Origin of the sequence: Methylorubrum sp. POS3, assembly GCF_043352485.1 — a bacterium.
Taxonomy (GTDB): domain Bacteria; phylum Pseudomonadota; class Alphaproteobacteria; order Rhizobiales; family Beijerinckiaceae; genus Methylobacterium; species Methylobacterium suomiense.
The window spans coordinates 2,836,581-2,863,528 of sequence record NZ_JAPRBT010000001.1; the positions used below are offsets into that span (position 1 = coordinate 2,836,581).

Annotated in this window: 23 protein-coding genes; 10 read left to right on the forward strand and 13 right to left on the reverse strand. The window is 70.9% G+C overall.

The features are described 5' to 3' along the window. Positions 1 to 172 precede the first annotated feature (172 nt). The 8 genes from rsmH (at position 173) to OWC43_RS13260 (ending at position 11,157) form a co-directional block, all read left to right on the forward strand. Positions 173 to 1,210, forward strand: coding sequence for a 16S rRNA (cytosine(1402)-N(4))-methyltransferase RsmH (rsmH, locus tag OWC43_RS13225; protein ID WP_137829204.1), 1,038 nt, complete (start codon positions 173 to 175; stop codon positions 1,208 to 1,210). Next, complete coding sequence (locus OWC43_RS13230; RefSeq protein WP_137829205.1) at positions 1,207 to 1,635, forward strand: hypothetical protein; 429 nt, start codon at positions 1,207 to 1,209, stop codon at positions 1,633 to 1,635. The genes rsmH and OWC43_RS13230 overlap by 4 nt, the downstream gene beginning before the upstream one ends. 69 nt (positions 1,636 to 1,704) lie before the next feature. Next, a complete protein-coding gene (locus OWC43_RS13235) occupies positions 1,705 to 3,528 on the forward strand; it encodes a peptidoglycan D,D-transpeptidase FtsI family protein (protein WP_393958556.1) in 1,824 nt (607 codons plus the stop codon). A 193-nt stretch (positions 3,529 to 3,721) separates the two neighbouring features. Then, complete coding sequence (locus tag OWC43_RS13240) at positions 3,722 to 5,185, forward strand: UDP-N-acetylmuramoyl-L-alanyl-D-glutamate--2,6-diaminopimelate ligase (RefSeq protein WP_393956992.1); 1,464 nt, start codon at positions 3,722 to 3,724, stop codon at positions 5,183 to 5,185. Continuing rightward, the gene (locus tag OWC43_RS13245; protein WP_393956993.1) at positions 5,182 to 6,642 is read left to right on the forward strand and encodes a UDP-N-acetylmuramoylalanyl-D-glutamyl-2,6-diaminopimelate--D-alanyl-D-alanine ligase; all 1,461 of its coding nucleotides are present in this window, start codon (positions 5,182 to 5,184) and stop codon (positions 6,640 to 6,642) included. Before OWC43_RS13240 ends, OWC43_RS13245 begins: the two co-directional genes overlap by 4 nt. A 101-nt stretch (positions 6,643 to 6,743) precedes the next feature. Beyond that, a complete protein-coding gene (gene mraY / locus OWC43_RS13250; RefSeq protein WP_137829246.1) occupies positions 6,744 to 7,826 on the forward strand; it encodes a phospho-N-acetylmuramoyl-pentapeptide-transferase in 1,083 nt (360 codons plus the stop codon). A 198-nt stretch (positions 7,827 to 8,024) separates the two neighbouring features. Continuing rightward, a complete protein-coding gene (gene murD, locus OWC43_RS13255) occupies positions 8,025 to 9,398 on the forward strand; it encodes a UDP-N-acetylmuramoyl-L-alanine--D-glutamate ligase (protein ID WP_393956994.1) in 1,374 nt (457 codons plus the stop codon). A gap of 349 nt (positions 9,399 to 9,747) precedes the next feature. After that, positions 9,748 to 11,157, forward strand: coding sequence for an alginate export family protein (locus tag OWC43_RS13260; protein ID WP_393958557.1), 1,410 nt, complete (start codon positions 9,748 to 9,750; stop codon positions 11,155 to 11,157). Between the two features lie 123 nt (positions 11,158 to 11,280). Here OWC43_RS13260 and OWC43_RS13265 read toward each other — a convergent pair whose 3' ends face one another. Then, complete coding sequence (locus tag OWC43_RS13265; protein ID WP_137829211.1) at positions 11,281 to 11,997, reverse strand: RlmE family RNA methyltransferase; 717 nt, start codon at positions 11,995 to 11,997, stop codon at positions 11,281 to 11,283. A 323-nt stretch (positions 11,998 to 12,320) separates the two neighbouring features. On the opposite strand from OWC43_RS13265, the gene OWC43_RS13270 reads away from it, so the two are divergent. Further along, positions 12,321 to 12,782 (forward strand): DUF4440 domain-containing protein, encoded by a 462-nt coding sequence (locus tag OWC43_RS13270; RefSeq protein WP_393956995.1) that lies wholly within the window; start codon positions 12,321 to 12,323, stop codon positions 12,780 to 12,782. A 33-nt stretch (positions 12,783 to 12,815) separates the two neighbouring features. On the opposite strand, the gene OWC43_RS13275 is transcribed toward OWC43_RS13270, so the two are convergent. The 12 genes from OWC43_RS13275 to croR form a co-directional block, all read right to left on the reverse strand. Beyond that, positions 12,816 to 13,943: a Ppx/GppA phosphatase family protein gene (locus tag OWC43_RS13275; protein ID WP_238308276.1), complete on the reverse strand. Its 1,128-nt coding sequence runs from the start codon at positions 13,941 to 13,943 to the stop codon at positions 12,816 to 12,818. Between the two features lie 161 nt (positions 13,944 to 14,104). Continuing rightward, on the reverse strand, positions 14,105 to 15,256 hold the full coding sequence (locus OWC43_RS13280; RefSeq protein ID WP_393958558.1) for a glycosyltransferase family 2 protein: 1,152 nt from the start codon (positions 15,254 to 15,256) through the stop codon (positions 14,105 to 14,107). Next, on the reverse strand, positions 15,256 to 16,029 hold the full coding sequence (locus tag OWC43_RS13285; RefSeq protein WP_393958559.1) for a lysophospholipid acyltransferase family protein: 774 nt from the start codon (positions 16,027 to 16,029) through the stop codon (positions 15,256 to 15,258). The genes OWC43_RS13280 and OWC43_RS13285 overlap by 1 nt, the downstream gene beginning before the upstream one ends. Before the next feature lie 316 nt (positions 16,030 to 16,345). Continuing rightward, positions 16,346 to 17,884 carry a phytoene desaturase family protein gene (locus tag OWC43_RS13290; protein ID WP_393956996.1) on the reverse strand — a complete coding sequence of 513 codons (1,539 nt, stop codon included), beginning with the start codon at positions 17,882 to 17,884 and terminating at the stop codon, positions 16,346 to 16,348. A gap of 68 nt (positions 17,885 to 17,952) precedes the next feature. Next, on the reverse strand, positions 17,953 to 18,846 hold the full coding sequence (locus OWC43_RS13295) for a type 1 glutamine amidotransferase (protein ID WP_393956997.1): 894 nt from the start codon (positions 18,844 to 18,846) through the stop codon (positions 17,953 to 17,955). Positions 18,847 to 18,957: 111 nt separating this feature from the next. Continuing rightward, positions 18,958 to 20,157: an ABC transporter permease gene (locus tag OWC43_RS13300; RefSeq protein ID WP_393956998.1), complete on the reverse strand. Its 1,200-nt coding sequence runs from the start codon at positions 20,155 to 20,157 to the stop codon at positions 18,958 to 18,960. Continuing rightward, complete coding sequence (locus tag OWC43_RS13305; protein ID WP_393956999.1) at positions 20,154 to 21,110, reverse strand: ABC transporter ATP-binding protein; 957 nt, start codon at positions 21,108 to 21,110, stop codon at positions 20,154 to 20,156. The genes OWC43_RS13300 and OWC43_RS13305 overlap by 4 nt, the downstream gene beginning before the upstream one ends. A gap of 8 nt (positions 21,111 to 21,118) precedes the next feature. After that, positions 21,119 to 21,553 carry a DUF2141 domain-containing protein gene (locus OWC43_RS13310; protein ID WP_137829217.1) on the reverse strand — a complete coding sequence of 145 codons (435 nt, stop codon included), beginning with the start codon at positions 21,551 to 21,553 and terminating at the stop codon, positions 21,119 to 21,121. Next, on the reverse strand, positions 21,553 to 23,145 hold the full coding sequence (crtI, locus tag OWC43_RS13315; protein WP_393957000.1) for a phytoene desaturase family protein: 1,593 nt from the start codon (positions 23,143 to 23,145) through the stop codon (positions 21,553 to 21,555). Before crtI ends, OWC43_RS13310 begins: the two co-directional genes overlap by 1 nt. A gap of 105 nt (positions 23,146 to 23,250) precedes the next feature. Further along, complete coding sequence (locus tag OWC43_RS13320) at positions 23,251 to 24,744, reverse strand: ATP-binding protein (protein ID WP_137829219.1); 1,494 nt, start codon at positions 24,742 to 24,744, stop codon at positions 23,251 to 23,253. Positions 24,745 to 24,832: 88 nt separating this feature from the next. Continuing rightward, positions 24,833 to 25,597 (reverse strand): TrmH family RNA methyltransferase, encoded by a 765-nt coding sequence (locus OWC43_RS13325; protein ID WP_393958560.1) that lies wholly within the window; start codon positions 25,595 to 25,597, stop codon positions 24,833 to 24,835. 64 nt (positions 25,598 to 25,661) lie between these two features. Further along, positions 25,662 to 26,138: a 3-hydroxybutyryl-CoA dehydratase gene (gene croR, locus OWC43_RS13330; protein ID WP_137829221.1), complete on the reverse strand. Its 477-nt coding sequence runs from the start codon at positions 26,136 to 26,138 to the stop codon at positions 25,662 to 25,664. Between the two features lie 204 nt (positions 26,139 to 26,342). Between croR and OWC43_RS13335 the strand changes: the two genes are divergently transcribed. Further along, positions 26,343 to 26,948, forward strand: coding sequence for a cation transporter (locus OWC43_RS13335; protein ID WP_393957001.1), 606 nt, complete (start codon positions 26,343 to 26,345; stop codon positions 26,946 to 26,948).

The window sequence follows — 26,948 nt, forward strand, 5'->3', positions numbered from 1 at the left end:
GGTTCGTGCGCGTGTCCTGGGCCGACGAACCGGCAACGCCAACATCGTCCGGGCCGCGGCTGTGTGGTCCGTCCACGCAGCAGGCCATCATGCATTCTCCCGAGCCGGAGACCGTCGGAGCCGCTCACGGCCCCCGCGCACCACGACTCACCCTTTCCGTGGAGGCCTGCCGATGAGCCGTCCGCCACGCCGGCCGCAGGGCGATCATGCCCGCCACGTCCCCGTCCTCCTCGCCGAGGTTCTTGCCTCGCTCGATCTGAGCCGCGCCGGCCTCGCCGTGGACGGCACCTTCGGGGCCGGCGGCTATACCCGCGCCCTGCTCGACGCCCAGCCCGACTTACGGGTCGTCGCCATCGATCGCGATCCGACCGCCATCGCCGCCGGAGGCGATCTGGTGCGGACCTCCGCGGGACGGCTTCGCCTCGTGAGCGGCCGCTTCGGCGATATGGACGCGCTGCTCGCCGGAATCGGCGAGGCGCAAGCCGATTGGGTGGTCCTCGATATCGGCGTGTCGTCGATGCAGCTCGACCAGGCGGAGCGCGGCTTCTCCTTCCGCCAGGACGGCCCCCTCGACATGCGCATGGGCGGGGACGGCCCGTCGGCGGCCGATCTCGTCAACGAGGCGGACGAGACGACGCTCGCCGACATCCTCTATCATTTCGGCGAGGAGCGCCGCTCCCGCGCGGTCGCCCGCGCGATCCTGGAGACCCGCCGGCGCGGCCGGATCGAGACCACGGCGCAGCTCGCCGACCTCGTGGCGAGCGTGGTGCGGCCCGAGCCCGGCAGCCCGATCCATCCGGCGACCCGCGCCTTCCAGGGCCTGCGGATCGCGGTGAACGACGAACTCGGCGAGCTGGTGCGCGGCCTGCACGCCGCCGAGCGGCTCCTGAAGCCCGGCGGGCGGCTCGGGGTGGTGACGTTCCACTCCCTTGAGGATCGCATCGTCAAGCAGTTCTTCTCGGCCCGCAGCGGCCGTGCGGCACAGGGCTCGCGCCACATGCCGGGCGTCGAGGCGCCCACGCCCAAGAGCTTCCGGCTCGTCACCAAGGGCCCGGTCCTGCCCACCGAGGCGGAGACCGAGGGCAATCCGCGCGCCCGCTCGGCGAAGCTGCGGGCGGCCGAGCGGACCGAGGCGGCTCCGCCCCCGCCGCTCTCGGCGATTCAGGCGCTGGCGAGCCTGCCGGCGGCGCAGAAGGGAACGCGGCGGTGATCCGGCTTCTCAACGTGCTGGCCATCGTCGGCCTGATCGGCTCGGCGATCTACGCCTACTCGATCAAGTACGACACGCTCTATCAGGCGGGGCAGGTGTCGAAGCTCAAGAGCGCGCTCCACAAGGAGCGGCAAGCCATCGCCGTGTTGCGGGCCGAGTGGCAGCTCCTGACCCGACCCGACCGGCTTCAGGCAGCGGTCGAGCGCCATCTCGCCCTGGAGCTGATCGGCGACGAGCACCTCGCCCGCCTGTCCGACCTGCCGGCCCGGCCCGACCGCGGCGACGAGATCGGCCGGCTGCTCGCCTCGACAGCGACGCCGACCGCGACGCCCAAGGACAAACCGCTCAATGCCCGCGACGAGCCGCGCACGACCGGCTCCGTCGCCACCCGCACCGTTTCCACCCGCCCGCCGGCTTCGAGGTAGCGTCCCGTGTCGCACGAGTCGTCGCGAGAGTCTTCGCAGGAATCCTTGGAAGAGCCGTTGCAGGGATCGGTGCAAGAGGCATTGCCGGAGGCTTCGCCGGAATCGGCGCAGGCCGGGAGTGTCGGCCCCGAGCGGGTGATCGCGAGCGAGCCGCCGGCCTCCGCGCTGACCCGCTTCACCCGGACGATGCTGCGCCTCGCCATCGAGCGCTCGCATTCCCGCGTCGCCATCGTCGGCCTCGCCTTCGCCGCGGTGTTCGGGGCGATCTCCCTGCGCTTGATCGTGGTGGCGGCGACGCCCGCCAACAACAGCGACGATCACCGGGTGGCCGCCGCCGCGACCACGGCGGTGCGGCCCGACATCATCGACCGCAACGGCGAGATGCTGGCCACCGACATCCGCACCGTCTCGGTCTTCGCCGAGCCGACCCGGATGGCCCGCACCTTCGACAAGGACGAGGCGGTCGAGCTGCTCACCGCCGTGCTGCCGGAACTCAACGCCGCCGAATTGCGCGCCAAGCTCTCGTCGAAGAAGGGCTTCGTCTGGATCAAGCGCGAGATCACGCCGAAGCAGCAGCTCGAAGTCCACCGCCTGGGCATCCCCGGCGTCGGCTTCCTGCCCGATCACAAGCGGGTCTACCCGAACGGCACCGCCGCGGCCCACATCCTCGGCGTGACGAATCTCGACAATGTCGGCATCGCCGGCATCGAGAAATACATCGACACGCAGGGCAACCGGGCGCTCAACGAGTTCGGGCTGGCCACCAAGCAGACCGATCTGAAGCCGGTCCAGCTCTCCATCGACCTGCGCGCCCAATTCGCCGTGCGCGACGAGCTCGTGAAGGGCGTCGAGCACTTCAAGGCCAAGGCCGGCGCGTCGATGATCATGGACGTGAACACCGGCGAGATCGTCGCGCTCGCCTCCTACCCGGATTTCGATCCCAACGAGCCCAAGGACGCGCTCTCGGACGACCGCATTAACCGGATGAATGTCGGCGTCTACGAGATGGGATCGACCTTCAAGGCGATGACGCTCGCCATGGCGCTCGATTCCGGCAAGTACAACGTCAACTCGACCTTCGACACCCGCGGCGGCGTGCTGCATTGGGGCCGGCAGAAGATCCACGAATACCACGGCACCAACCGGGTCATCACCATGCCGGAGGTGTTCACCCACTCCTCCAACATCGGCTCGGCCAAGATGGCGCTCGGCGTCGGCGTGCCCGGCCACAAGGCCTTCCTCAAGAAGATGGGCCTGCTCGACCGGCTGCGCACGGAACTGCCGGAATCGGCCATGCCGATTATCCCGCCGCGCTGGACCGAGATCAACACGATCACCATCGCCTTCGGCCACGGCCTCGCGGTCGCGCCGCTCCAGGCGGCGGCGGCGGTGGCCGCCATCGTCAACGGCGGCGAGCTGATGACGCCGACCTTCCTCAAGACCACGGAAGCCGAGGCCCATGCCAAGGCGACGCGGGTGATCAAGCCCGAGACCAGCGAGGCGATGCGCTTCATCATGCGCCTCAACGCCGTCGAGGGTTCGGCCAAGAAGTCGGCGATCCCGCTCTACTACGTCGGCGGCAAGACCGGCACGGCCGAGAAGGTCATCAACGGGCGCTACGTCAAGAACCGCCTGTTCACGACCTTCACCGCCGCCGCGCCGATGGACAAGCCGAAATACCTCTTCGTCACGATCATGGACGAGCCGCAGGGTCTGCCGGAGAGCGGCGGCTACGCCACCGCCGCCTGGAACTCGGGCGTGGTCACCGGCAAGATCATCGAACGCACGGCTCCGGTGCTGGGCCTGCCGCCGAAATTCGAGGCGCCGGCCAAGCCGTTCCCGCTGATGGTCAAGCTCGGGGCGTATCACGCCACGCAGGTCGGCGGGCCGTAAGCCCTGGCCTTGCCCGAAACACAGGAACCCTTCATCCCACCCATGCCCTCATCCTGAGGTGCCGGAGCGCAGCGGAGGCCTCGAAGGAGGGCTCCCGTTCGCCCTGCGGGACCGGACCCTCCTGCGAGGCCGCTGCGCGGCATCGCGGGGTGAGGGCCAGGGATGGAGACGCGACAGGCAGCGGGAGCCTCGCATGAGCCAGCCCACCCTCGGCCACCTCTTCGGGGACGCCGCAACCGATCACGCGGGAAAGCCCGTCGCCGGCCTCACCGCCGATAGCCGCAAGGTCATGCCGGGCGGCGTGTTCGTCGCCGTGCCCGGCACCGTGGCCGACGGACGGCTGTTCGCCGCGAAGGCGTCCGAGGCCGGGGCGGTCGCGGTCGTCGGCGAGGGCGAGCGCCCGGCCGATCTGCCGGACGCCACCGCCTGGATCGCCGTGCCCGACGCCCGCCGCGCCCTGGCGCTCGCCGCCGCCCGCCTGTCGGGTCGCCAGCCCGGGACCGTGGTGGCCGTCACCGGCACGAGCGGGAAGAGTTCGGTCGCCGATTTCGTGCGCCAGATCCTGTCGCGGATCGGTTGTGACGCCGCGAGCCTCGGCACGGTGGGCATCGTCACGAATCGCGGCGCCGCCTACGGCTCGCTGACGACGCCCGATCCGGTCACCCTGCACCAGACGCTGGCCCGCCTCGCCGACGAGGGCATCACGGATCTGGCCATGGAGGCCTCGTCCCACGGCATCGAGCAGCGCCGGCTCGACGGCGTCGTCCTGCGGGCGGCGGCCTTCACCAATCTCGGCCGCGATCATCTCGATTATCATCCGACCATCGAGGATTATCTCGACGCCAAGCTGCGCCTGTTCACCACCCTGCTGCCGAAGGGATCCCCCGCCGTCGTCAATGCCGACGGCGCCTATGCCGAGCGGGTGATCGGCGTCGCCGACGCCGCCGGTCACGCGCTGCGCACCACCGGCCGCAACGGCGACTTCATCCGCCTGATCGAAGCCCGGACGGAGGGCTTTTCGCAGGCTCTGACGCTCGTGCACGGACGCGACACATACGCGGTGCGGCTCCCGCTCGTCGGCGGCTTCCAGGTCGAGAACGCTCTGGTCGCGGCGGGCCTCGCGCTCTCCACGCCGGCGGGTGAGAAGGACCCGGCCGCGGTCTTCGCCGCCCTCGACCATCTCACGGGCGTACCCGGCCGGATGGAGCGGATCGGCGAGGCGAAGGGGGGCCTGTGCCTCGTCGATTACGCCCACAAGCCGGAGGCGCTCGAACACGTGCTGACGGCGTTGCGGCCCTTCGCGTCCGGGCGGCTCGTCGTGGTGTTCGGCTGCGGCGGCGACCGCGACCGAGGCAAGCGCCCGATCATGGGCGCCATCGCGCAACGCTTGGCCGACCGGGTCATCGTCACCGACGACAATCCCCGCACCGAGGCGGCGACGGCGATCCGCGCCGCGATCCTGGCCGCCGCACCGGGGGCGGAGGAGATCGGCGATCGCGCGGAGGCGATCCGCACGGGCGTGCGCGGCCTCGCCGCCGGCGACGTGCTGGTGGTGGCCGGCAAGGGCCATGAAACCGGCCAGATCGTGGGGACAAGCGTGCTCCCGTTCTCGGATCACGAGGCCCTGCGCGCCGCGATCGCTGAGGTGAACCGATGACCGCCCCCCTCTGGACCCAGGCCGAGCTCGAAGCCGCCACCGGCGGACGCCTCATCGGCGCGGCGCGCCCGATCGAGGGCGCCTCGATCGACACCCGCACCCTCCAACCGGGCGACCTGTTCTTCGCGATCCGGGGCGAGGCCCGCGACGGCCACGACTTCGTGCGCACCGCCCTCGAGAAGGGCGCGGGAGCCGCCGTGGTCGCGCAATCGCGGGCCGACGAACTCTCCGCCTTCGGCCCGGTTCTCGGGGTGCCGGAGGGCTCCGACGATCCCGTCCTCGACGCGATGCGCCGCATCGGCGCCGCCGCCCGCGCCCGCACGAAGGCGGCCATCGTCGCGGTGACAGGCTCCGTCGGCAAGACCGGCACCAAGGAGGCCCTGCGCCACGTCCTCGGTGCGCAGGGGGAGACCCATGCCTCGGTCGCTTCCTACAACAATCACTGGGGCGTGCCGCTGACGCTCGCCCGGATGCCGGACACCAGCCGCTACGGCGTGTTCGAGATCGGCATGAACCACGCCGCCGAGATCCTGCCGCTCACCGCCCAGGTACGACCGGACGTGGCGCTGATCACCACGGTCGAGCCGGTTCATATCGAGCACTTCCCCTCGCTCTCGGCCATCGCCGACGCCAAGGGCGAGATTTTTGCCGGGCTCAGTCCCGGCGGGGTGGCCGTGATCAACCGCGACAACCCGAATTTTCCCCGCCTCCTCGCCCATGCCCAGGCCTCGAAGGCCGGTCGGGTCATCACCTTCGGCGAGCACGAGGACGCGGATGTGCGGGCGCACCGCATCCTGACCCGCCCCGACATGTCCGTGGTGGACGCGACCGTGATGGGCGTGCCCGTCACCTACCAGCTCGGGACGCCGGGCCGGCACGTCGCCATGAACTCGCTCGGGGTGCTCGCCTGCATCCACGCGCTCGGGGCCGACCTCGCCCGCGCCGCCCTGTCCCTGGCGGGGCTGAAGCCCCCGGTCGGGCGCGGCGAGCGCACGGCCCTGCGGATCGATGACGGCGACGCCTACCTGGTTGACGAGAGCTACAACGCCAACCCGGCCTCGATCCGGGCATCCCTCGCCACGCTGAAGGGGATCGATACCGGGGCGAAGGGCCGCCGCATCGCCGTGCTCGGCGACATGAAGGAGCTGGGCGAGGCGGGCGAGAGCCTGCATCGCGACCTCGCCGAGGCCGTGCGTGCGAACGGAATCGATCTCGTCTTCACCGCCGGGCCGCTGATGCGCCACCTGTTCGAGGCGCTGCCGATCGAGAGCCGCGGCGTCGCGGCGCTGAGCGCCGACGAGCTGACCGACGCCGTGGTCGCGGTGCTGCGCCCGGGCGACGCCGTGATGGTCAAGGGCTCGAACTCCATGCGCATGGTTCGGATTGTCGAAGCGGTCAAAGCCCGCTACGCGCTGCCCCCGGACCAGCGCGACGCCTCGCTCAGGGCGGTTCGCTGAGCGTCGTCACGGTCGGGCCGCTTCTCGCCCACCCCACGTGAGACCGGCCGCACCCGACGCGGCCGATGCCGAAGAAGATTTTGCCGCGGGCGGACCAACGGATGCTCTATCTCCTGTCGGAACTGAGCGGCACTCTCACGCCGCTCAACGTGTTCCGTTATATCACCTTCCGCACCGGCGGCGCGCTGTTCACGGCGGGCTTCTTCGTGTTCTGGTTCGGCCCCTGGATCATCTCGCTCCTGCGCATCCGTCAGGGCAAGGGCCAGCCGATCCGCGAGGACGGCCCGGCCACCCACCTGACCAAGCGCGGCACGCCGACCATGGGCGGGCTCATGATCCTCGCCGGCGCCGTCGTCTCGGTGCTGCTCTGGGCGAACCCGCGCAACCACTATGTCTGGGTGACGCTCGCGGTCACCCTGGGCTTCGGCGCGATCGGCTTCTACGACGACTACCTCAAGGTCACGAAGCAGTCGCACAAGGGATTCTCGGGCAAGTTCCGCCTTCTGCTGGAAGCCGCCATCGCGGGCTCGGCCTGCCTGCTGATCTCGATCTACTCGCCGGTCGCGCTCCAGAACCAGCTGGCCTTCCCGGTCTTCAAGGACGCGCTCCTGAATCTCGGCTGGTTCTGGGTCCCGTTCGCCGCCTTCGTGATCGTGGGGGCGGGCAACGCGGTCAACATCACCGACGGGCTCGACGGCCTCGCGATCGTCCCGGTCATGATCGCCTGCGGCACCTTCGGCGTCATCGCCTACCTCGTCGGCAATTCCTTCACCGCCGGATACCTGCAGGTGAACTACGTTCGCGACACCGGCGAACTCGCCGTGGTCTGCGGCGCGGTGATCGGGGCGGGACTCGGCTTCCTCTGGTTCAACGCGCCGCCCGCGCAGATCTTCATGGGCGACACCGGTTCTCTGGCGTTGGGCGGCCTTCTCGGCACCATCGCGGTCGCCGCCAAGCACGAGATCGTCCTCGCCATCGTCGGCGGCCTGTTCGTGCTGGAGATCCTCTCGGTGATCATCCAGGTCGCCTCGTTCAAGCTGACCGGCAAGCGCGTCTTCCGCATGGCGCCGATCCACCACCATTTCGAGCAGAAGGGCTGGAAGGAGCCGCAGGTCGTGATCCGCTTCTGGATCATCGCCGTCATCCTGGCCCTCGTCGGGCTCGCCACGCTCAAGCTGCGCTGAGCTGTGTTAGGAGGCGCGTCGCAACCTCGTCCCGATCCATCCCCCTCATCCTGAGGTGCCGCGAAGCGGCCTCGAAGGAGGGCTCCAGAGAGCACTGCGATCCCTGGAGCCCTCCTTCGAGGCTCCGCTTCGCTTCACACCTCAGAATGAGGGAGATGGATGGGCCAAGCGTCGCGTCGTCGTGAAAGGCCGTTCGCCATGACCCCAGCCACCACTTTCGCCGGTCAAAAGGTCGCCCTGTTCGGCCTCGGCGGCTCCGGGCTCGCCACCGTCCGCTCGCTGCTGGCGGGCGGGGCCGACGTGCTGGCCTGGGACGACAATGCGGCGAGCCGCGACCGCGCGCGCGCACAGGGCATCACGGTGGCCGACCTGCGCGAGGCCGATTGGACGGGCTTTTCCGCGCTGGTGCTGGCCCCCGGCGTGCCGCTCACCCATCCCGAGCCCCACTGGACGGTGCCGCTGGCGAAAGGCGCCGGCGTCGCGATCATCGGCGACATCGAGATTTTCTGTCGCGAGCGCGCGGCGCTCGCGCCCGACGCGCCCTTCGTCGCCATCACCGGCACCAACGGCAAGTCGACCACGACGGCGCTGACCGCCCATGTCCTGCGGGAAGCCGGCCGCGACGTGCAGATGGGCGGCAATATCGGCACCGCCATCCTCTCGCTGGAGCCGCCCGCGCCGGGCCGCATCCACGTCATCGAGCTCTCGACCTTCCAGATCGATCTCACGCCCTCGCTGGCCCCCAGCATCGGCATCCTGCTCAACCTGACGCCGGACCATCTCGACCGCCACGGCAGCATGGAGAACTACGCCGCCATCAAGGAACGGGTGGTCTCGGGGGCCGGCCTCGCCGTCATCGGCGTGGACGACGCCTATTGCGCGGCCATCGCGGATCGGCGGGGTGCACCGCGGGTGCGCATCCATGTGGAGGGCCACGGCGAGGCGGCGGGCGACCTGATCGTGCAGGGCGCCCGCATCGTCGAGGCGGGCGGGGCCCAACGCGCCGATCTGACCGGCATCGGCTCCCTGCGCGGCGCCCATAACGGGCAGAACGCGGCGGTGGCCGTGGCGGTGGCCCGCGCCCTCGGGATCGACGGCGCGACCCTCGCGGCGGGGCTGACGAGCTTCCCGGGGCTCGCCCATCGGATGGAGGGCCTGGGCCGGCGGGGCCGGGTGCTGTTCGTCAACGATTCCAAGGCCACCAACGCCGACTCGACCGAGAAGGCGCTGCTCGCCTTCCGCGACATCCACTGGATCGTCGGCGGCAAGGCCAAGGAGGGCGGCATCGAACCCTTGAGCCCGCTGTTCGACCGGGTCGCCCATGCCTATCTCATCGGCGCGTCGAGCGAGGCCTTCGCCGAGATGCTGGACGGGCGGGTGCCGTACACGCGCTGCGGAACCCTCGAAGCCGCGACCGAGGCGGCGGCGAAGGCGGCCGCCGCCTCCGCCGCGCCGGAGCCCGTGGTGCTGCTGTCGCCAGCCTGCGCCTCCTACGACCAGTTTCCGAATTTCGAGGTCCGCGGCGACCGGTTCCGGGCCTTGGTGCAGGCGCTGCCCGACGCCCCCGCCTGATCCCGTCGGACTTTCGCCCGTGATGGCAAGGCGGAGCTTCGAACGATCCGTCGGCCGGTGATCGGGCGAGGCGCCAGCCTCTCGCGGCTGGCGCGAGCCTGCGCGATCGAGCCAGCAACTCCCTGAACCAGATCGCGCCTTAATCCTACTGCCGGCACAAGGAAGCATATTTCTCGAGCGATCGTCCCAGCAAGGCAACGATGTGCATCGAGAGGGATCAAGACCGGATCCTGATCAAATCTGACGGAATAACACGTCCTGCTTGAGCGTTGGCTTAGAAGATCGGGCCTCGTCTCACCCTGATCGTTCCATCCCGCATCAGGCCAAGGATGATGTCTTGAAACGATCCGTGCTGCCGGCGTGCCTGCTCGCCGCCGTCATCCCCAGCCTCGCCATCGCGCAGAGCGGACCGATCTTCTCCGCGGCGCCGACCAAGCCGCGCTTCCTCCTCCACGAAGCATTGGGCAGCCCGGCGAACCTGCGCATCAGCGGCTCGTTCCGGCCGCGCGTCGAGGGGATCGCCGGTCAGTTCCGGCCCGAGACCTTCGCCCGCAACGACATTCTCAACGCGTACCTGACCACCCTTTTCGTCGAGTACGAGACCGGCCCCCTGCGGATCGGCGGCGAGTTGTTCGACAGTCGCGGCTATTTCCAGCAGCGCAACTCCTCGGCCTTCACCACCGAGATCAACGCCCTGGAGCCGGGGCAGGCCTATCTCGCCCTCGACCTGGGCGACGGGGCCGGGGAGGGCACCAAGAGCAGCCTGACCGTCGGCCGCTTCACCAAGAATATCGGCTCGCGCCGCCTCGTCTCGCGCCAGCAGTTCCGCAACACCATCAACGCCTATACCGGCCTGTCCTACGACTGGCAGAATGCCGGGAAGGACCGGCTCACGCTTCTCTGGGCCCTGCCGCACACGCGGCTGCCCGACGACACGCCGGGCATCCTCGACAACGCGATCGCCTTCGACCGCGAGAGCCTCGACCTGCAGCTCTTCGGCGCGTCCTACACCAAGGCGGGCGTGCTCGGCGGCACCTTCGAGGTCTACGGCTACGGCCTGATGGAGCGGGATTCCGGCACCGGCCTGCGCTCGGTCCAGACCCGCGACCGGCGCCTGTTCACCCCCGGCGTCCGGCTGGCGCGGGCGCCGAAGACCGGCGCGTTCGATTACGATCTCGAGGCCATCTACCAGACCGGTCGCGCCCGCGAGACGGCGGCCGAGACCGACCGGACCGACCTGAACGTGGCCGCCTATTTCCTCCACGCGGAGGCCGGCTACACCTTCGACGCGCCGTGGCGGCCGCGGGTCGCGCTGCAATACGACCATGCCAGCGGCGACGGCCGCAATCCGAACCGCTTCAACCGCTTCGACACGCTCTTCGGTGCCCGGCGCTTCGATTACGGCCCGACCGGTCTCTACGGACCGGTGCAGCGCGCCAACCTGATCTCGCCGGGCCTGCGCCTCGAAGTGACCCCGAGCCCGATCTGGGACGCCTTCGTGGCCTATCGGCCGCTCTTCCTAGAGAGCCCCACCGACAGCTTCGGGGCGACGCTGGTCCGCGACCGAAGCGGACGCTCGGGCCGCTATGCCGGCCAGCAGATCGAGGGCCGGATCCGATACTGGATCGTCCCCGACGCGATGATCCTCGATACCGGCGTCGCCTACCTCATCAAGGGCGACTTCTTGCGAAACGCCCCCAACGCGCCGGACACCGGCAACACCTTCTACGGCTACCTCAACACGACGCTGTTCTTCTGACGGGATCCCACAGGACGAGTCCTTTGGCGGGGTGCGGGGCGGAGCCCCGCTTTCTTCCCAGGGCTCCGCCCTGGACCCGCGAAAGGACGCGTCCTTTCGAAACCTCGGACGGGCCGGAGCGGCTTACGCCTCCTCGTCGGGGTCCTCGGCCTCGGTCTGGCCTCGGAAACCGGTGGCCAGAACGTAGAGCTCGCTCGAATCCGCCCGGCTCGCGGCGGGCTTCACGTGGCGCACGGTCGCGAAGTCGCGCTTGAGGTCGGCGAGCAGGCCGCCCTCGGTGCCGCCCTGGAAGACCTTGGCAAGATAGGCGCCGCCCGGTGCCAGGATCTCGCGGGCGAAGGCCGCCGCGGTCTCGGCCAACCCGATGATGCGCAGGTGGTCGGTCTTCTTGTGGCCGGTGGTGTTGGCGGCCATGTCCGACAGCACGAGGTCGGCCCGGCCGCCCAGCAACTCGGTCAGCCGCTCAGGCGCGGACGGGTCGAGGAAGTCGAGGGTGATGAAGGTCGCGCCCGCCATCGGCTCGATGTCGAGGAGATCGATGCCGACGACCCGGCCGGTCTCGCCCACCGTCTTGACCGCGACCTGCGCCCAGCCCCCCGGTGCGGCACCGAGATCGAGCACCTTCTGCCCCGGCTTGAGCAGCTTGAAGCGTTCGTCGATCTCCACGAGCTTGAAGGCCGCCCGTGAACGGTAGCCCTCGCGCTTGGCGCGGGCCACGTAGGGATCGTTGAGCTGACGCTCCAGCCAGCGCTTCTGCGAGAGCGTGCGCCCGCGCCCGGTCTTCACCCGCTGCTTCAGGTCGCCGCGCAGGCCGCCCGATCCGCCTCGCCGGTCGCTCATCGCCGTTCCTCTCTCGACCCGTCCCGAAGCCCCGTCGCCGGCCCGATCGAACGGGCAGCGCCTCGGTGGCGATGGTCCAGGCTCTTGTTTTCGCGTCGTCTTTTCGAGGGCCGGCCCGCCTCTCGCATGACGATGCTCTAACCCGCCGCGCGAGGCCCGTGAAGCCGCGCAGGACGCGGACCAGCCGCAACACGCGGATGACGGATCCAAATGAAACGTTATAACATTATTGAACGCCCGATCCGATGCGGCCCGACAGGCCCCAGGACAGCCCGCGGTCGGCGCTGACGGGATCGGGCATCTTCCTTTTCAAAGAGGCGAGCATGAACTTCGACGACCTTCCGACGATGCGCTCCGAAACCGAAGCTGAGACGATGCCGGAGCGGGACGCGGCGTCCTGCCTGACCGAGGCCGGAAAGGTGCTCCTGCGCTGGGCCGAGACGATCGGAACCCGGGACGTCGATGCCGTGCTGGCGCTCTACGCTCCCGACGCCATCCTGGTCCCGACCATGTCGGACGACGTGCGGGGGCGCGAGGACGACCGGCGGGCCTATTTCGAGAGCTTCCTGGCGAGCGAACGCATCCGCTGCGGCATCACCGTCCAGAAGAAGCGGGTGAGCCGGAAACTCGGCACCGTCGTGATCGGCGGGCTCTACACCTTCACGATGCTCAAGGACGGCCGGGACGAGGTGGTGCCGGCCCGCTTCCTCTTCACCTTCGAGGAGATCGGCGGGCGCTGGCTCATCACCGGGCACCATTCCTCGAAGGCGATCGAGGCGGTCTGATCCGTGATCGGCGGCGCCCCCACACGGGCGCCGTCAGCGGGAGCGTCCCCGGCGCCAGACGCCGTCCTCGCGCATCATGTTCATCAGCAGCCCCTCGCGCAGGCCGCGATCAGCGATGCGCAGGCGCTCCGACGGGAAGACCCGGCGGATCGCCTCCAGGATGGCGCAGCCGGCGAGCACGAGGTCGGCCCGGTCGCGGCCGATGCAGGGATTGTCGGCCCGCTGCTCCAGGCGGGTGTCGAGCAGATCCTCGATGGCGTCGCTGACCTCGAAATCGCTCATCCACAGACCGTCGACCCGGCGCCGCTCGTAGCGGGCGAGGCGCAGATGCATGGCGGCGAGCGTCGTCACCGTGCCGGAGGTCCCGAGCAGGTGGAACGAGGGGGCGGTCGCGGCGGCGGCCGCCCGGATGGCGAAGGGGGAAATAAGGTCGCCGACCTCCTCGACCATGCCCTCGAAGGTCAGCCGCGTCACCTCGGTGCCGCCATGGCGCTCGGCCAGCGTCACCACGCCGACGGGCAGCGAATCCCAGGCGCGGATCCGGAGCGTCGGGTCGGTCGAGGGGTTGGCCGCCGCGCCGTCGAGCCACGCGATCTCGGTGGAGCCGCCGCCGATATCGAAGATCACCACCGATTCCGCCCGCGGATCGGCGAGCGCCGCGCAGCCCGTGACCGCGAGATAGGCCTCGGTCTGGCGGTCGACGATCTCGAGATCGAGGCCGACCTCGGCCCGCACGCGGGCGACGAACTCGGCGCCGTTGACGGCGAGCCGACAGGCTTCCGTGGCGATGACCTTGGAGCGGGCCACGCCCCGGGCCTTCATCTTGGCCTTGCAGATCCGCAGCGCCTCCACCGTGCGCTCGATGGCGGCCTCGGTCAGGCGGTTCGAATTGCCCAGGCCCTCGCCGAGGCGAACGATCCGCGAGAACGCGTCGATGACGCGGAAGCCGTTGGGCGTCGGCTCGGCGACGAGCAGGCGGCAATTGTTGGTGCCGAGATCGAGGGCGGCATAGGCATCGCGACGCCCGCCGCGGCCCGGCTCGTAGCGCTCCGGATAAGGCTCGATCGATCGGCCGCCCGTGACCGTGCGGGCGCCATCCCGCGGGGGATGCGGGTCGGCGGCGGGGCGGGCCGACAAGGCGGCGGCGCTCTCATCCCTCATGGACGCTGCCGGGCTTCCTGAACGCACGCGGTCGCGGCGACACGCCGGACCATCGTGGCACCGAAGCTACAGGCGTTGTCGGGCAACTGCAAAGGCTCGATCGTCGGCGCCGCACGATTTGCCGCAAGTTCGGCGGGCGTCCGAGAACGTGGGCCCGCGCGTCACGAGCCCTGGTGGGGCGGGCTGCCCGGCGGGGCGAGGGGATAGCGCCGCCCCTTCCACACCGATGCCCCGGCCCGGTCCGGGCGCAGCAGCGCGTTCCACTGGATCGCCAGGGCGGTGCAGATGGTCGCCGGATGCAGCGGCACGGTCGCGGCCGGTTCGCGGACCACGAGGGTGATCGCGGCGCGCGTGGCGAGCGAGACCAGGGCCGCGCCCGCCGCGACCCAGGCCGCCGGCCTGTCGCCGACGAGCAGGGCGAGAACCAGCAGGAGCCAGGGCAGCACGTGGCCGCCGAACAGGAGCAGCGTCCAGACCGGGAGGGCCCGAGACGTGGCCATGCCCTCGCGGGCGTTCTTCGAGAAGCCGGCCCAGCTTTGCCGGAAATCGCGGTACATCCGGCAGGTCGCCAGGGCGTGGCCGGCGACGAGATCGGTGCGCAGACCTTGCTCCCGGAACAGACGCGGCAGGCGCACGCCGTCATGGAGCGAGGTGCGGATCGCCCCGTGGCCGCCACTGGCGGCGTAGCTCTCGGCCCGCATCAGGATCATCTGACCGCAGGCGGCGCCGAGCGAAGGATCGGGCAGGAGCCGCATCAGCGCCATGGGCAGATAGCCGATGAGCAGGAAATCGATCATCGGCACGGTCAGGCGCTCGCCGAGGGTTCCCATCGTCTGACGCGGCACGCCGCTGACGAGATCGGCGCCCGAACGCCTTGCATGGGCCGCGAGGCCGGCGGCGCCGTTGGGCGCCAGCGTGACGTCCGCGTCGAGGAAGAGGAGCCGGTCGCCGCGGGCCTCGCGGGCGAGCACGGAGCAGGTGTGGTTCTTACCGGTCCAGCCCTCCGGCAGGTCGGGCACGGTCACGAGGCGCAGACGCGGATCGGCCGCGGCGATGCCACGGACGATGGCGGCGGTGTCGTCGGTGGAATGATCGTCACCGACCAGCACCTCGATGGCGATCCCGGCGCTCGCCAGGGCGGCCCGAACCGTCCCCTCGATCACCGCGGCCTCGTTGCGGGCCGGGATCAGGATCGAGACGAGGCCGGGCTCCTCGGCCTCCGGCTCGGGGGTCCGCAGGATCCCGAGATTGACCGCCGCGAGGCAGGCCGGGAGCAGGGCCAGCGCCAAGCAGAGGAGGGCGAGCGCCAGCATCACGTCTCGGGCTCCTGGCGCGGCAAAGCGCGCTGCAGTTCGGGGCGATGTCCGGATTCGAAGCGCTGCCCGGTCAGCATCGACGCGAATCGCCGCCAACCGTCATAGACCCCGCCGATGCCGCGCCGGCCCGAGACCAGCGTCTCGAACCGTCCGGCGTCACGACTGATGACGTCGGCGGAGAGCCGGTCGAGGGTGTCGGTCAGCGCCGTCTCCATCCGGGCGAGGCGCTCGTGGCGCGGGAGGGCGAGGAGGTCCGCGGCCGGGATCGGCGCGCCGAAGGCGCAGAAGGCTTCCGCCCCCCGCTCCTCCCAGAAGGCGTATTCGAGAGCGAGCGGCAGGAACAGCGTCGTCGGGGCGATCTCCGGCAGCCGGACGATACCGGGCTTGAGACCGAGCGGGCGGGCACGGGAATCGCTGAAGCGCCCCTGCGCGGTGATCCACAGGGCGCGGCCCGGTCCTGCGAGGATGGCCCGCGAGGCGGCCAGGAACTGCGTCGCGCCCCGGCGGCTCTCCAGATCGACCGGGAAGGCGCCGATGCGACGGAAGATGCCGTAACGCTCCAGCATGGCCGCGTCGAACGGCGCGTAGCAGGCTCTGTCGGAGAACAGACGGTCGCCGATCACGATGAGGATCGCCGCGTCCCACCAAGCCGGATGATTGCAATAGACAACGAGCGGGGTCCCCGCCTCGATCCGCGCCGGAACGCCCCAGCGGGCGAGACGCAGGGCGTTCATATGGCGGCGCACGAAGCGGTCGAGATAGCGCGCCATGAAGCGCCAGACGAAGGGCGAGCGCTCGGGGAGAACGGGTGCGGGCGTCACGGGGCGACCTTCCGGCCGATGCCGGCTCTGAATGGCACGGATCGCCGGGCGACGCTGCCCGGGCGAGAGGGCGCGCGGGCTTCCTCCGCCTCGGGAGGAGCGATCGCGTTGCGGGTCGGGACACCGCCGGGGCGTCCGCTCCGGCGCCGGCCGTAGGCTTCGCCCCGCAAGGGCGAGACGGAAGCCGGCATCGCCCGAGCGATCCTGCCCGCGCGCATCGCGGAATCACGCCCGGAGGGTTCGCCGACGGCGATCTCGGGCGGCGTCACGCGCTCGCGCGCAGCTCCGGGGCGGCCCGGCTCCGGGCATCCTGATCGAGGGCGTCCGCCGCGATCCAGCCCGACATCATCACCATCGGCATGCCGGGCCCGGGATGGGCGGCGCCGCCCGCGAGGTAGAGGCCGCGCACCTCGCGGGAGCGGTTGCCCGGCTTGAAGGCGCCCATCATGCGCCCGTGCGAGGCCAGTCCGTAGATCGCGCCGTTGAGGACCTTGTAGCGGTCGTGGATGTCCTGGGGGGTGAGGTGGCGCTCGACGACGATGCGCTCCTCGAGATCTGGCATGCCGCCGGTACGCTTCAACTTCTCCAGAATGGTCCGGCGATAGGCCGGAAACATCTTCGACCAATCGTGGTGCGGGCGCAGATACGGCGTGTGGACGAGGACGTAGAGCGCCTCGCCGCCCTCCGGTGCGACGCTCGGATCGGTGGAGGACGGCGCCGCGAGATAGGCGGTCGGGTCGGGGGCCGGCTCGCCCTTGCGGTAGATGAAGTCGAACTCCTCCTCGGGATCGCGGGAGAAGACGAAATCGTGGTGGGCGAGGTGCTCGTAGCGCTTGTTGAGGCCGAGATAGAGGACCACGCCGGAACAAGCCGGCTCGAAGCTCTTCTTGTCGTAGGTCTTGCCGACATCCCCGCCGACGAGTTCGCGGTAGGTGCGCACCGCGTCCATGTTCGAGATCACGGCATCGAAGCGGTCGGTGCCGCTCGCCGTCCGCACGCCGCGGATCGCGCCGTCGGCGATGTCGAGGCCGGTCACCTCGTCGGAGGATTTGAGGATCGCACCGAGTTCGGTCGCGAGCTTCATCAGCCCTTCCGCCACCGCGCGGGTGCCGCCCATCGGGTACCAGACGCCCTCGGCGGTCTGCATATGGGCGATGGCGCAGAGCACGGCGGGGGCGCCGTAGGGCGAGGAGCCGACATACTGGACGAAGTGGTCGAGCATCTGCGCGAGGCGGGCATCCTTCACCTTGCCGCGGATGGTGCTCGCGACGGTGGCGTGCATGCGCAGGGACAACACGTCGCGCAGGGTGCCCGGATTCATGTTGGCGCGAATGTCGATCGTGTCGAACAGGTCCTGCACGGCCTTCCAGAAGAAGAAGCGTTCCGAGACCCCGTGCAGATGCTCGGAGACCGCGATGAATTTCTTGTACCCCTCGCCGACGCCTTGGCCGGGCGCGAAACGGTCCATGGCCGTGGCCATGGCATCGACATCCTCGATCAGGTCGATGCGGGAGCCGTCGTCGAAGAAGCAGCGCCACTGCGGATCGAGGCGGCGCAGATCCATGTAGTCATGGACCGACTTGCCGGCCTCGCTGAAGACGCGCTCCAAGACGCGGGGCACCGTGAGGATCGTCGGCCCCATGTCGAAGCGGAAGCCGCCCTCGTGCAGCACCGCTGCCTTGCCGCCCATCCAGGCGTTCTTGTCGTAGACGGTGACGCGATGCCCGCGGGCCGCCGCCACGCAAGCGGCGGCCAGCCCGCCGAGCCCGCTGCCGACCACCGCGACCGAGGAATCCTGGCTCATCGAAACTGCATCTCCGCCGGGCTGAGGCGCCGGCCTTCACGGCGAAGCTAGATGCAGCACGCATCGGGTCAACGTGCCACCCCGTCGCGCTCTCCCGCAAATGTGTGCCGAAGCGTGGATAAGTGTGCCAGGAAATTCGCGATCTCTCGGCGCCGCTGGCCGGCCTCGAGCAATTCGGCGCCGACACCGTGGCGCCACGCGAGGCGTTGACGGGCGTTCGGATCGGTCTCACCCAGGGCTCGGATCTCGTCGGCATAGGCCTCGACCTCGGCACGGTCCGCGGCCAGACCCGCGTCCACGACTCCCTCGGCGCTGAGCGTCAGCATGGCGGCGAGTTCGTCGGGGTCGACCTCCGGATGATACTGCGTGCCCCAGAACAGCCCGTTCCCGTGGCGGATCTCGATCGCCTGAACGTCGAGGACCGAATTGGCCGCCAGCACCCGCGCCCCGGGCGGCGGCTCCAAGACCGAATCGGTGTGGATCGCGGGCGCATCCCAGGCTCGACCGCGACCGGCGAGCAACGGATGGGCCGCACCCTCGGAGGTCGCGGCAAGGCGCCGGGCGAAGCCGTATTCGGGGCCGCGGGGATTGGCCCCGACCCGACCACCCGCCGCCGCGGCGGCGACATGGATGCCCCAGCAGGATCCGAAGGTCGGCAGCCCGGCCGCGAAGGCGGCGCGCATCAGGTCGAGCTGGCGCTCGACCGCGGGCCCACCTTCGGTCAGGCGGAGGGTCGAGCCGGTGAAGAGCAACCCGTCCGCTTCGTGCAGCCCGAGACCCTTGGGCAGGCCGCCCTCCGCATCGGCGGGCTCGATCAGCACGCATTCCGCCGAGGGGGCCAGGGCGGTCACGACGGCAGCGAAGGCTTGCGCGGTGGTCCGCCCCAGCGCCTCGCGGCGCTTGTCGCGGCCGGCGCGGTCGTTCCCGTCGGCGATCAGCAGGCGCGGCATCGCATTCGTCATCCGGCTCGACCGAGCGCGGAGGGGCTCGGCGGACGGCTGTGGCAGATCCTCCCGCCCCGGTCGCGGGGGCGGGCCGCCGCAGGGCGATACGCCTCACGCGCGACCGCCGCCTCAGCGCGTCCGCCGCCCGACCAGCGCCAGCGCTCCACCAAGCCCCGCCAAGGCGAGCCCGAAAAGCACGCCCCAGGCCGGGAGCGCGGCGGCGGCCCCCTCGCCGAGGGCGGTCTGATAGGCCTCGATCGCCCAGGCGTTGGGGGTGAGCCATCCGGCCTGCTGCAGCCAGGGGGGCATGAGGAAGCGGGGCACCATGCTGCCCCCCACCGCCGAGAGAAGCAGCACGCCGAAGGTTGCGGCGAGATGCGCCTGCTGCCGGGTGGAGGACAGGGCACAGGCGGCGAGGCCGAGCCCGGCCGCCATGGCCGAGACCAGCGCCGAGGTGACGAGCCAGCCGAGCCAGTGGCCCGACACGTCGACGCCGTGGAGCAGAGCGGCCGCCGTGAAGATCAGACCGGCCTGCACGACGCCCTGCAGGAGCAGGAACAGGAATTTGCCGAGCACGATCACCCGAAGGCCGCCGGGGCCGGCGGCGAGGCGGTCGGCGAGCCCCCCCTCGCGCTCGTCCACCAGGGAGAGGGCGCCCTGCATCGCGGCGAAGAGCAGGAACACGGCGGCGATCGCGCCGGCATAGTAGCTGATGCGCTCGTTGCCCCGGCCCGAGGCCGCGCTGCGGGTCTCGACGAGGTTGGCGAAGGAGAACGGCTCCTTCTTCGCGCGCTGCTCAGCAAAGGCCTCGTCGAGGAACGCCCGCTCGTCGGCGCCGATCTTTCCGGAGCGCTCGACATCGGCGACGATGCGCGACAGCACCACGTCGGGCAAGGCTCCGTTCAGCGCGCGCTGGAGTTGACCGAGGGCGATCGGGCTGGCCAGGGCGCGGGCCGGGCTCTCGACCAGCACCACCGGCTGGTCGGCGGGCGCGGCGCCGGTCTGCGCGGCGAGTTCACCCCGCAGCACCAGCGCGACATCGACGTCGCCGCGGCGGACGGCGGCGACCGCGCCCTCGACATCGGCGACGCGCAGCAGCTCGACCCGCAGGCTGGGCTCCGCCTCCAAAGCAGTGACGAGGCGCTGGGTCGTGGCAGTCCGGGCGAGGTCGGCGAGCCCGAGATGGATGCGGACACGGTCGCCCAGGGCGCCGGAAAAGATCGCGGCGAAGATCGAAAAAATCACCGTCGGCAGCACGAAGGCCATGGTCAGCGCCGCGCGGTCGCGCAGGAGCGAGAGCCACATCACCCGGAACGCCGCCGCGATCACGCCGCGGCCCCCGCCGATCCGTTGAGGGCGTCGCGATAGAGCGTCTCCAGGCCGGGACGGCGCACGCGGATCTCGCCCGCGGGCACGCCTCGTCCACGCAGAGTCGCGAGGAGCGCCGCACCGTCGAGCCCGCCCGCGGCGCCGTGATCGGCCCGCCAGAGCCGTGGATCGCCCGCCTCCGGCGCGAAGCCCGCTTCGCGGAGCGCCGCTTGCGCCTCCGGGTCGGGAACCCCCTCCAGCACCGCCTCGTGCTCCGGCGGGGCGGCGGCGAGCGGGCGCATCAGCGCGGCCAGATCCCCCGCGAGGCGCAGGCGGCCGTCGCTCAGCACGGCGACGCGATCGGCCAAGCGCTCGGCCTCCGAGAAATCGTGGGTGCTGACGATCACGCCCGCGCCCGCCGCCCGCAGGCTTCCCAGCACCGTGTGGATCGCGGCGCGGGCGTCGAGATCCACGCCCTGGGTCGGCTCGTCGAGCAGGATCAGGTCCGGCGCGGCCAGCAGACTCGCGGCGATGTTGGCCCGGCGCTGGTAGCCGCCCGAGAGCGTGCCGACCGGCCGCCGGGCGACCTCTTCGAGGGCGCAGCGCCCGACCACCGCCTCGACCGCCGCGCGGCGGGCGCCGCGCCCGAGCCCGGCGAGGCGGGCGAAGACATCGAGGTTCTCGGCCACGCTCAGTCGCGGGTAGAGCGCGATCTCCTGGGGCACGTAGCCGATGCGGCTCCGCACCGCCCTGTCGGCATGCGGATCACCGCCGAGCACCCGGACACGTCCGCCATCCGGGGCGAGGCGCCCGGCGAGCAGGCGGATCAGACTGGACTTGCCAGCCCCGTTCGGACCGAGCAGCGCGAGCGTCGTGCCCGCCTGGACCGTCAGGTCGAGGCCGCGCAGGGCCGGCCGACCGCGAAAGGCGAGGGCGGCCCCTTCGACATGGACGAGGGGCGGTGGAGCGCTCACGGACCGGGTCAGCGCCGGGGCAGGGCGCGGGCGAGGCGTACCCGCACGGTCGCGCCGGGCTCGGCGAGCAGGAACCCTGCCTCGCGGAATTCGGGCCGGGCGCGACGCCCGACCGCGCCGGAAAAGCCGTAGGGCTCCAGCGGCAGTCCGAGCGGCGTGCGCCCGAGCCGGCCGTCGCCGTCCAGATCCTGGTACGCCGCCACGGCCCAGGCGCCGGGGGGCACGTCGCGGAACAGGAAGCGCTGGCTGCCGCCGCGCGCCGGCGCGTCCTGGCCGAGGCGACAGCCGGTCTCGGTCAGATTGTTCTGGCAGAGCGTGACGTAGACCGCACCCGCGCCGGGCTCGGCCCCCTCGATGACGACTTCCACATTTGCCGCCTGGGCCGATCCAGCCAGAGCCACCAGCCCGACGACGAAGGATGCGGCGCGGAGGGGCGCACGCATCAATGGGGCTCGCCCTGCGTCGCGAGCGGCGAGGTGGTCGGCAATTCCGCCAGGATCGCGGGTGCCTTCTCGCGGGCCAGATCCTCGATCAGCAGGCGCGCCGAGATGCGCGCACCCTCGTAGATCACGGGCAAGCCGGATCCCGGATGGGTGCCGCCGCCGACGAGATAGAGGCCCGGCCCGAAGCGATTATGCGGCCGGAACCACAGCATCTGCAGCAGATCGTGGGCGAGGTTGAAGGTCGCGCCCTCGTGCACCGCGAAGTCGTCGCGCCAGCCGCGGGGATCGATCACGCGCTCGTAGCGGATGCGGTCCTCGATGTCGTGCAGACCGAGCAGCTTCAGCCGCTCCAAAATCAGCCGGCGATAGGTCGGCGCCACGCTTTCCCAGTCGATGCCCGATTTCAGGTTCGGCACGGGCACCAGCACGTAGAGCGCGGTGTGGCCGGGAGGCGCCATCCCGCCATCGGTGAAGCCCGCATGCTGGACGTAGATCGACGGCTCCATCGGCAGGATGCCGCCGGTGATCTCGTTGATGTTGCGCTCGTATTCCTTGGACAACAGGATCGTGTGATGGCCGAGGCTCTCGGGCATTTTCCCCTCGATGCCGAGATAGAGCATGAAGGTCGAGCAGGAGAGCCGGGCCTTGTCGATCTTGGCGTCGCGCCAGCGCGGGCGTCGCTCTTCCGGGACGAGCTCGCGGATGGTCTTGGCGAAGTCGCCGTTGATCATCACCGCATCGGCCTTGAGCGTCTCGCCCCCTGCCACCACGCCGCAGGCGCGCTTGCCCTCGTAGAGCACCCGCTCGACGGATGTGTTGAGGCGGATATCGACGCCCATGCGGCGGGCCAGACCCGCCATCGCCTCCGAGACGGCCCCGCATCCACCGACCGGATGGTAGACCCCGTGCTCGTATTCGAGGAACGACAGGATGGTGAACAGGCTCGGGCAGCGGAACGGGCTCATTCCGAGATATTTGGTCTGGAACGAGAAGGCGAGGCGCACCCGCGGATCGGCGAAGTAGCGCCGGAGGTCGCGATCGACGCTGCGGCCAGGATGGAGATGGGGCAGGGCGGCGAGCATCGCCGGGCTCGCCATCGACAGGAAATTGTCGAAGGGCTGCTCCAGAACCGGCTTGAAATAGTCGAGCTTGGTCCGGTTCTCGGCGAAGAACCGCTCGACGTTCTCGGCATCGGCCGGCGCGAGACGGGCGATCTCCTCCTTCAGCCGGGGTACGTCGCCGGTGGCGCGGATCTGTCCGGACACGCCGTTCTCGCCCTCGAAGACGAGATGGTATTGGGGGTCGAGCCGTTCGAGCTTGACGTGGTCCTCCAGCCGCTCGCCGCAGGACTCGAAGATGTCGGCCAGGATCTGCGGATAGAGGAAGAAGGTCGGGCCGATATCGAAGCGGTAGCCGCCCGGCGCCTCGACGGTCTTCGTCCGGCCGCCGACCACCGGATCACGCTCGATCACCGTGACATGCAGGCCTGCTTTCGCCAGCAACAGGGCGGAGGCAAGACCGCCGGGACCGGCCCCGACGACGACGACGCGACGCCCAGTCAGCGCCCGCAAACCATCCCGCGACTGAAGCAACGCCCTGCGGCTCCCATACACCGTATCGTGCCGGCAATCTTGGCCTTATCCGCCCAGCCGGCAAGGGGTGCGGATTGTCGCGCGCCGTCCGGCCGTGCGCCGTCCTTAACGTCGCCGGAGCGGCACCACCGCGGCGGCGCCGATCTGCGGCCCGGTCTCGGCGTCGAGATCGGGCACGGCGATGATCGGCGCCCCGCGCAGGTCGCGGCGCAGCACGATGGCGCCCCGCTCCTCGAGATAGGCGAGCATCCGCCGGGCGCGGCCCGCCGAGGAGGTGCCGTAGGCCTGGGCCAGCGACGCGTCGGAGGGGCAGGGGGCACCCTCGATGGCGGTTCGCGCGATGAGCAGGAACAGGCCGGCAAGGTCATCGGGAAGCGTCGCCGCGATCGCCTGCGCCCGCTCCCATTCCGGCCCCTCGGCGGTGGCACCGCCGACGCCGGCCCGCGCCACCGCGAGCCGCCGCTTGAACTCGGACAGGCTCATCGCCTCGCCGCCGATCCGGCGGATGCGGCAGCGAACCGTGAAATCTTGATAGAGCGTCGCCGGCGTGCAGGCGGCGGCGTCGGAATCGGCCAGGACCGAGGCGAGGATCTCAGCCATCGCCGCCTCGCGCTCCGCCGGATCGAGGGGCTCGGGCTCGGAGAAATCCTCGCGCACCGGCGGACGATAGCTCGCGAGCTGGACCAGCACGTCGGGGCTCGCCGGTCGGGCGGGCTTGGGCCGCGGCGCGGGCAGGGGCCTGTCCTCCTCGCCGGGGGCGGCGGTGAGGATCAGGGCGCGGGCCGCCTCGCCCATCTCGGGCAGCGGCAGCAGGGCAGGGGCCGCGTTGCGGCTCTCGGTCTCGGTCGCACCCACCGCGATCGGCAGCGGCCGCTTGGAGAGGGCGGGGCCGAGGCCGACGAAGTGGCCGCGGGGGAGGTCGCGGAACATCTCGGCCTGGCGGCGGTCCAGGCCCAGAAGGTCGGCGGCGCGGGCCATGTCGATGTCGAGGAAGGTGCGGCCCATCAGGAAGTTCGAGGCTTCCGCCGCGACGTTCTTGGCGAGCTTGGCCAGACGCTGCGTGGCGATGATGCCGGCCAGTCCGCGCTTGCGGCCGCGGCACATCAGGTTGGTCATGGCGCCGAGCGAGAGGCGGCGGGCCTCGTCCGAAACATCGCCCGCGGCGGCCGGGGCGAAGAGCTGCGCCTCGTCCACGACGACGAGCATCGGGTACCAGAGCGAGCGGTCGGCATCGAACAGCCCGCCGAGGAAGGCCGCGGCCGCGCGCATCTGGTCCTCGGCGTCGAGACCTTCGAGCGACAGCACCACCGAGACGCGGTGCTCGCGCACGCGGGCGGCGATGCGCAGCAGCTCGCTCTCGTTGCCGTCGGCCTCGACCACGACATGGCCGTAGCGCTCGGCGAGGGTGACGAAATCGCCTTCCGGATCGATGATCGCCTGCTGCACGAGGCCAGCGCTCTGCTCTAGGAGGCGGCGCAGCAGGTGCGATTTGCCGGAGCCGGAATTGCCCTGGACGAGGAGGCGGGTCGCCAGCAGCTCGGTGAGGTCCATCATGGCCGGCCGCTCGCCGGCCCGCCCCAGGTCGATCTCGTAACCCATCCCATTCCCCGCTGGCGGCGTCCTGCTCCCTTAACACGCCGACGGAACGATCGGTCGCCGGAAGAGCGCCGCCGTCCACAGGCGGGCGTCAGGTCCGAGCCAACCGGTCCCCCGCCAGCCGATGCAGGGCGATCGCCCCGGCGGTCGCCACGTTGAGCGAGTCGAAACCCGGCGCCATGGCGATGCGGACGCGGCGCGCCCGTTCCATCACGGCCTCCGGCAGGCCGGGCCCCTCGGTGCCCAGCAGCAGCAGCGCGCGGGCAGGGGGCTGCAGCGTCTCCAGCGCCTCGCCGCCGCCGGGGGTGAGGGCGAAGGGGGTCAGCGCGTGGCGCTCGGCGAGGTCGAGCAGGGCCGCGCCGCTCCCGGTGCGGGCGAAGGGCACCGTCAGTGCCGCGCCCGCCGAGACCCGGATCGCCTTGCGGTAGAGCGGGTCGCAGCAGGCGGAATCGAGCAGCACCGCGTCGGCGCCGAAGGCGGCGGCGTTGCGGAACAGGCCTCCGACATTGTCGTGGTTGGTCAGGCCGACCAGGCCGAGGACCAGCGCCGGGGCCGGCGCGGGCGGGATCAGCGCATCGGGCTCGGGATCCCCGCCGCGCAGCCCCACCGCCAGCACGCCGCGGTGGATCGGAAAGCCCGTCACGGCGGACATCACGTCCTTCCCGGCGAGATAGACCGGCGGGGCGTCGTCTCGGTCGGTCCCCCGGAGGAAGGGCTTCAGCCCCGGCCAGCGCTCCGGCGCCAGCAGCACCGATTCCGCGCGGAAGCGCGCGCCGCGCGAGAACAGCAGGCGCAGGGTCACCTCGCCCTCGACGATGAAGCGGCCCTGCCGCCCGACGAGGTCGCGCTCGCGCATCGCCCGGTAGGGCGCGAGGCGCGGGTCGTCCGCGTCGTCGAGGAGGAGCGGCCCAGCCAAGTCCTCAGGCCGGACGTCCGCCGCCCATGCGCATGGCGAGCGGATCCGCTTCCTCCTTCTTCGGCACCTTCACCAGGGCCTCGCCGTCGAGCACCACTTCGGCGCCGACGGAGCAGGTGCATTTCAGGCGGGCGCGGCGGCGCTCGGGGATCAGCTCCGCAACTTCGACCTTCACCTCGACGGTGTCGCCGATGCGCACCGGCGCGCGGAAGTTCAGCGTCTGCGAGATGTAGACCGCGCCGGGGCCCGGCAGGCGGGTGCCCAGCACCGCCGAAATCAGGCCGGCCGTGTAGAGACCGTGGGCGATGCGGGTGCCGAAGGGCGTGCGGGCCGCGAAATGCTCCGAGAGGTGGATCGGATTCCGGTCGCCGGTGATCTCGGCGAAGCCCACCACGTCGGACGAGGAGATCTCCTTCAGCAGGATCTCGGTCAGCCCGACTTCGAGATCCTCGAAATAGAGCACGCGCAGTTCGGGCAACATCTGGAGCCTCCTCAAGGTCCGGCCACGATCCGGAGCGCCGCGCGACGGACGGCGCGGCAAAGCTTTCGCCTTGCACAGGCGCGCACGCAAATCCAGATGCCCGTTGGGCGGAGGCGTCGCTCCGGAACCCTGGGGTGCCCCTCGACAGCGCGCGAGCCGCGGGGCAATCAGCGCCGTCGCCGCCGACCAGGGAAACGCCGCCCGGTGCCTCGTCCGCTTCCCGCCCCGTCCCTTCGCCCGGTCGTCGCCCGCGTGGCGGCGCTGAATCTCGGCTATTTCGGGGTCGAAATCACGGTGGCGCTCGCCATCGGCTCGGTGGCGCTCATCGCCGACAGCCTCGACTTCATGGAAGACGCGGCGATCAACCTGCTGATCTTCGCCGGGCTCGGCTGGAGCCTGCGCAACCGGGCGCGGCTGGGCACGGGGCTGGCCTTCATCATCCTCGTGCCGGGCCTCGCCACCGCCTGGGCGGCCTACGAGAAGTTCGCCGATTTCGTCGCCCCCGCTCCGGTTCCCCTGACGGTCACGGGGCTCGGCGCGCTTCTCGTCAATCTCACCTGCGCCCTGATGCTCGCCCGCCACCGCGATGGCCACGGCAGCCTGACGCGGGCCGCCTATCTCTCGGCCCGCAACGACGTCGCCGCCAACGTGGCGATCATCCTTGCGGGCCTCCTCACCGCCGCGACCCTCTCGCCCTGGCCCGATCTCGTCGCAGCCCTCGGCATCGCCGTGATCAATGCCGATTCCGCCTTCGACATCCTCAAGGCCGCCCGCCGCGAGCGTCAGGCGGCGGCCGAGATCCGCGCCTGA

What these genes read in the sequence shown, in the direction of transcription:
- OWC43_RS13285 (WP_393958559.1), bottom strand. Translation starts at nt 16,029, where the DNA reads ATGGCGCGCTATCTCGACCGCTTCGTGCGCCGCCATATGAACGCCCTG.
- croR (WP_137829221.1), bottom strand. Translation starts at nt 26,138, where the DNA reads ATGTTGCCCGAACTGCGCGTGCTCTATTTCGAGGATCTCGAAGTCGGG.
- OWC43_RS13240 (WP_393956992.1), top strand. Translation starts at nt 3,722, where the DNA reads ATGAGCCAGCCCACCCTCGGCCACCTCTTCGGGGACGCCGCAACCGAT.
- OWC43_RS13245 (WP_393956993.1), top strand. Translation starts at nt 5,182, where the DNA reads ATGACCGCCCCCCTCTGGACCCAGGCCGAGCTCGAAGCCGCCACCGGC.
- OWC43_RS13280 (WP_393958558.1), bottom strand. Translation starts at nt 15,256, where the DNA reads ATGCTGGCGCTCGCCCTCCTCTGCTTGGCGCTGGCCCTGCTCCCGGCC.
- mraY (WP_137829246.1), top strand. Translation starts at nt 6,744, where the DNA reads ATGCTCTATCTCCTGTCGGAACTGAGCGGCACTCTCACGCCGCTCAAC.
- OWC43_RS13275 (WP_238308276.1), bottom strand. Translation starts at nt 13,943, where the DNA reads ATGAGGGATGAGAGCGCCGCCGCCTTGTCGGCCCGCCCCGCCGCCGAC.
- OWC43_RS13310 (WP_137829217.1), bottom strand. Translation starts at nt 21,553, where the DNA reads ATGCGTGCGCCCCTCCGCGCCGCATCCTTCGTCGTCGGGCTGGTGGCT.
- OWC43_RS13295 (WP_393956997.1), bottom strand. Translation starts at nt 18,846, where the DNA reads ATGACGAATGCGATGCCGCGCCTGCTGATCGCCGACGGGAACGACCGC.
- OWC43_RS13325 (WP_393958560.1), bottom strand. Translation starts at nt 25,597, where the DNA reads ATGCGCGAGCGCGACCTCGTCGGGCGGCAGGGCCGCTTCATCGTCGAG.
- OWC43_RS13290 (WP_393956996.1), bottom strand. Translation starts at nt 17,884, where the DNA reads ATGAGCCAGGATTCCTCGGTCGCGGTGGTCGGCAGCGGGCTCGGCGGG.
- murD (WP_393956994.1), top strand. Translation starts at nt 8,025, where the DNA reads ATGACCCCAGCCACCACTTTCGCCGGTCAAAAGGTCGCCCTGTTCGGC.
- OWC43_RS13320 (WP_137829219.1), bottom strand. Translation starts at nt 24,744, where the DNA reads ATGGGTTACGAGATCGACCTGGGGCGGGCCGGCGAGCGGCCGGCCATG.
- rsmH (WP_137829204.1), top strand. Translation starts at nt 173, where the DNA reads ATGAGCCGTCCGCCACGCCGGCCGCAGGGCGATCATGCCCGCCACGTC.
- OWC43_RS13265 (WP_137829211.1), bottom strand. Translation starts at nt 11,997, where the DNA reads ATGAGCGACCGGCGAGGCGGATCGGGCGGCCTGCGCGGCGACCTGAAG.
- OWC43_RS13270 (WP_393956995.1), top strand. Translation starts at nt 12,321, where the DNA reads ATGAACTTCGACGACCTTCCGACGATGCGCTCCGAAACCGAAGCTGAG.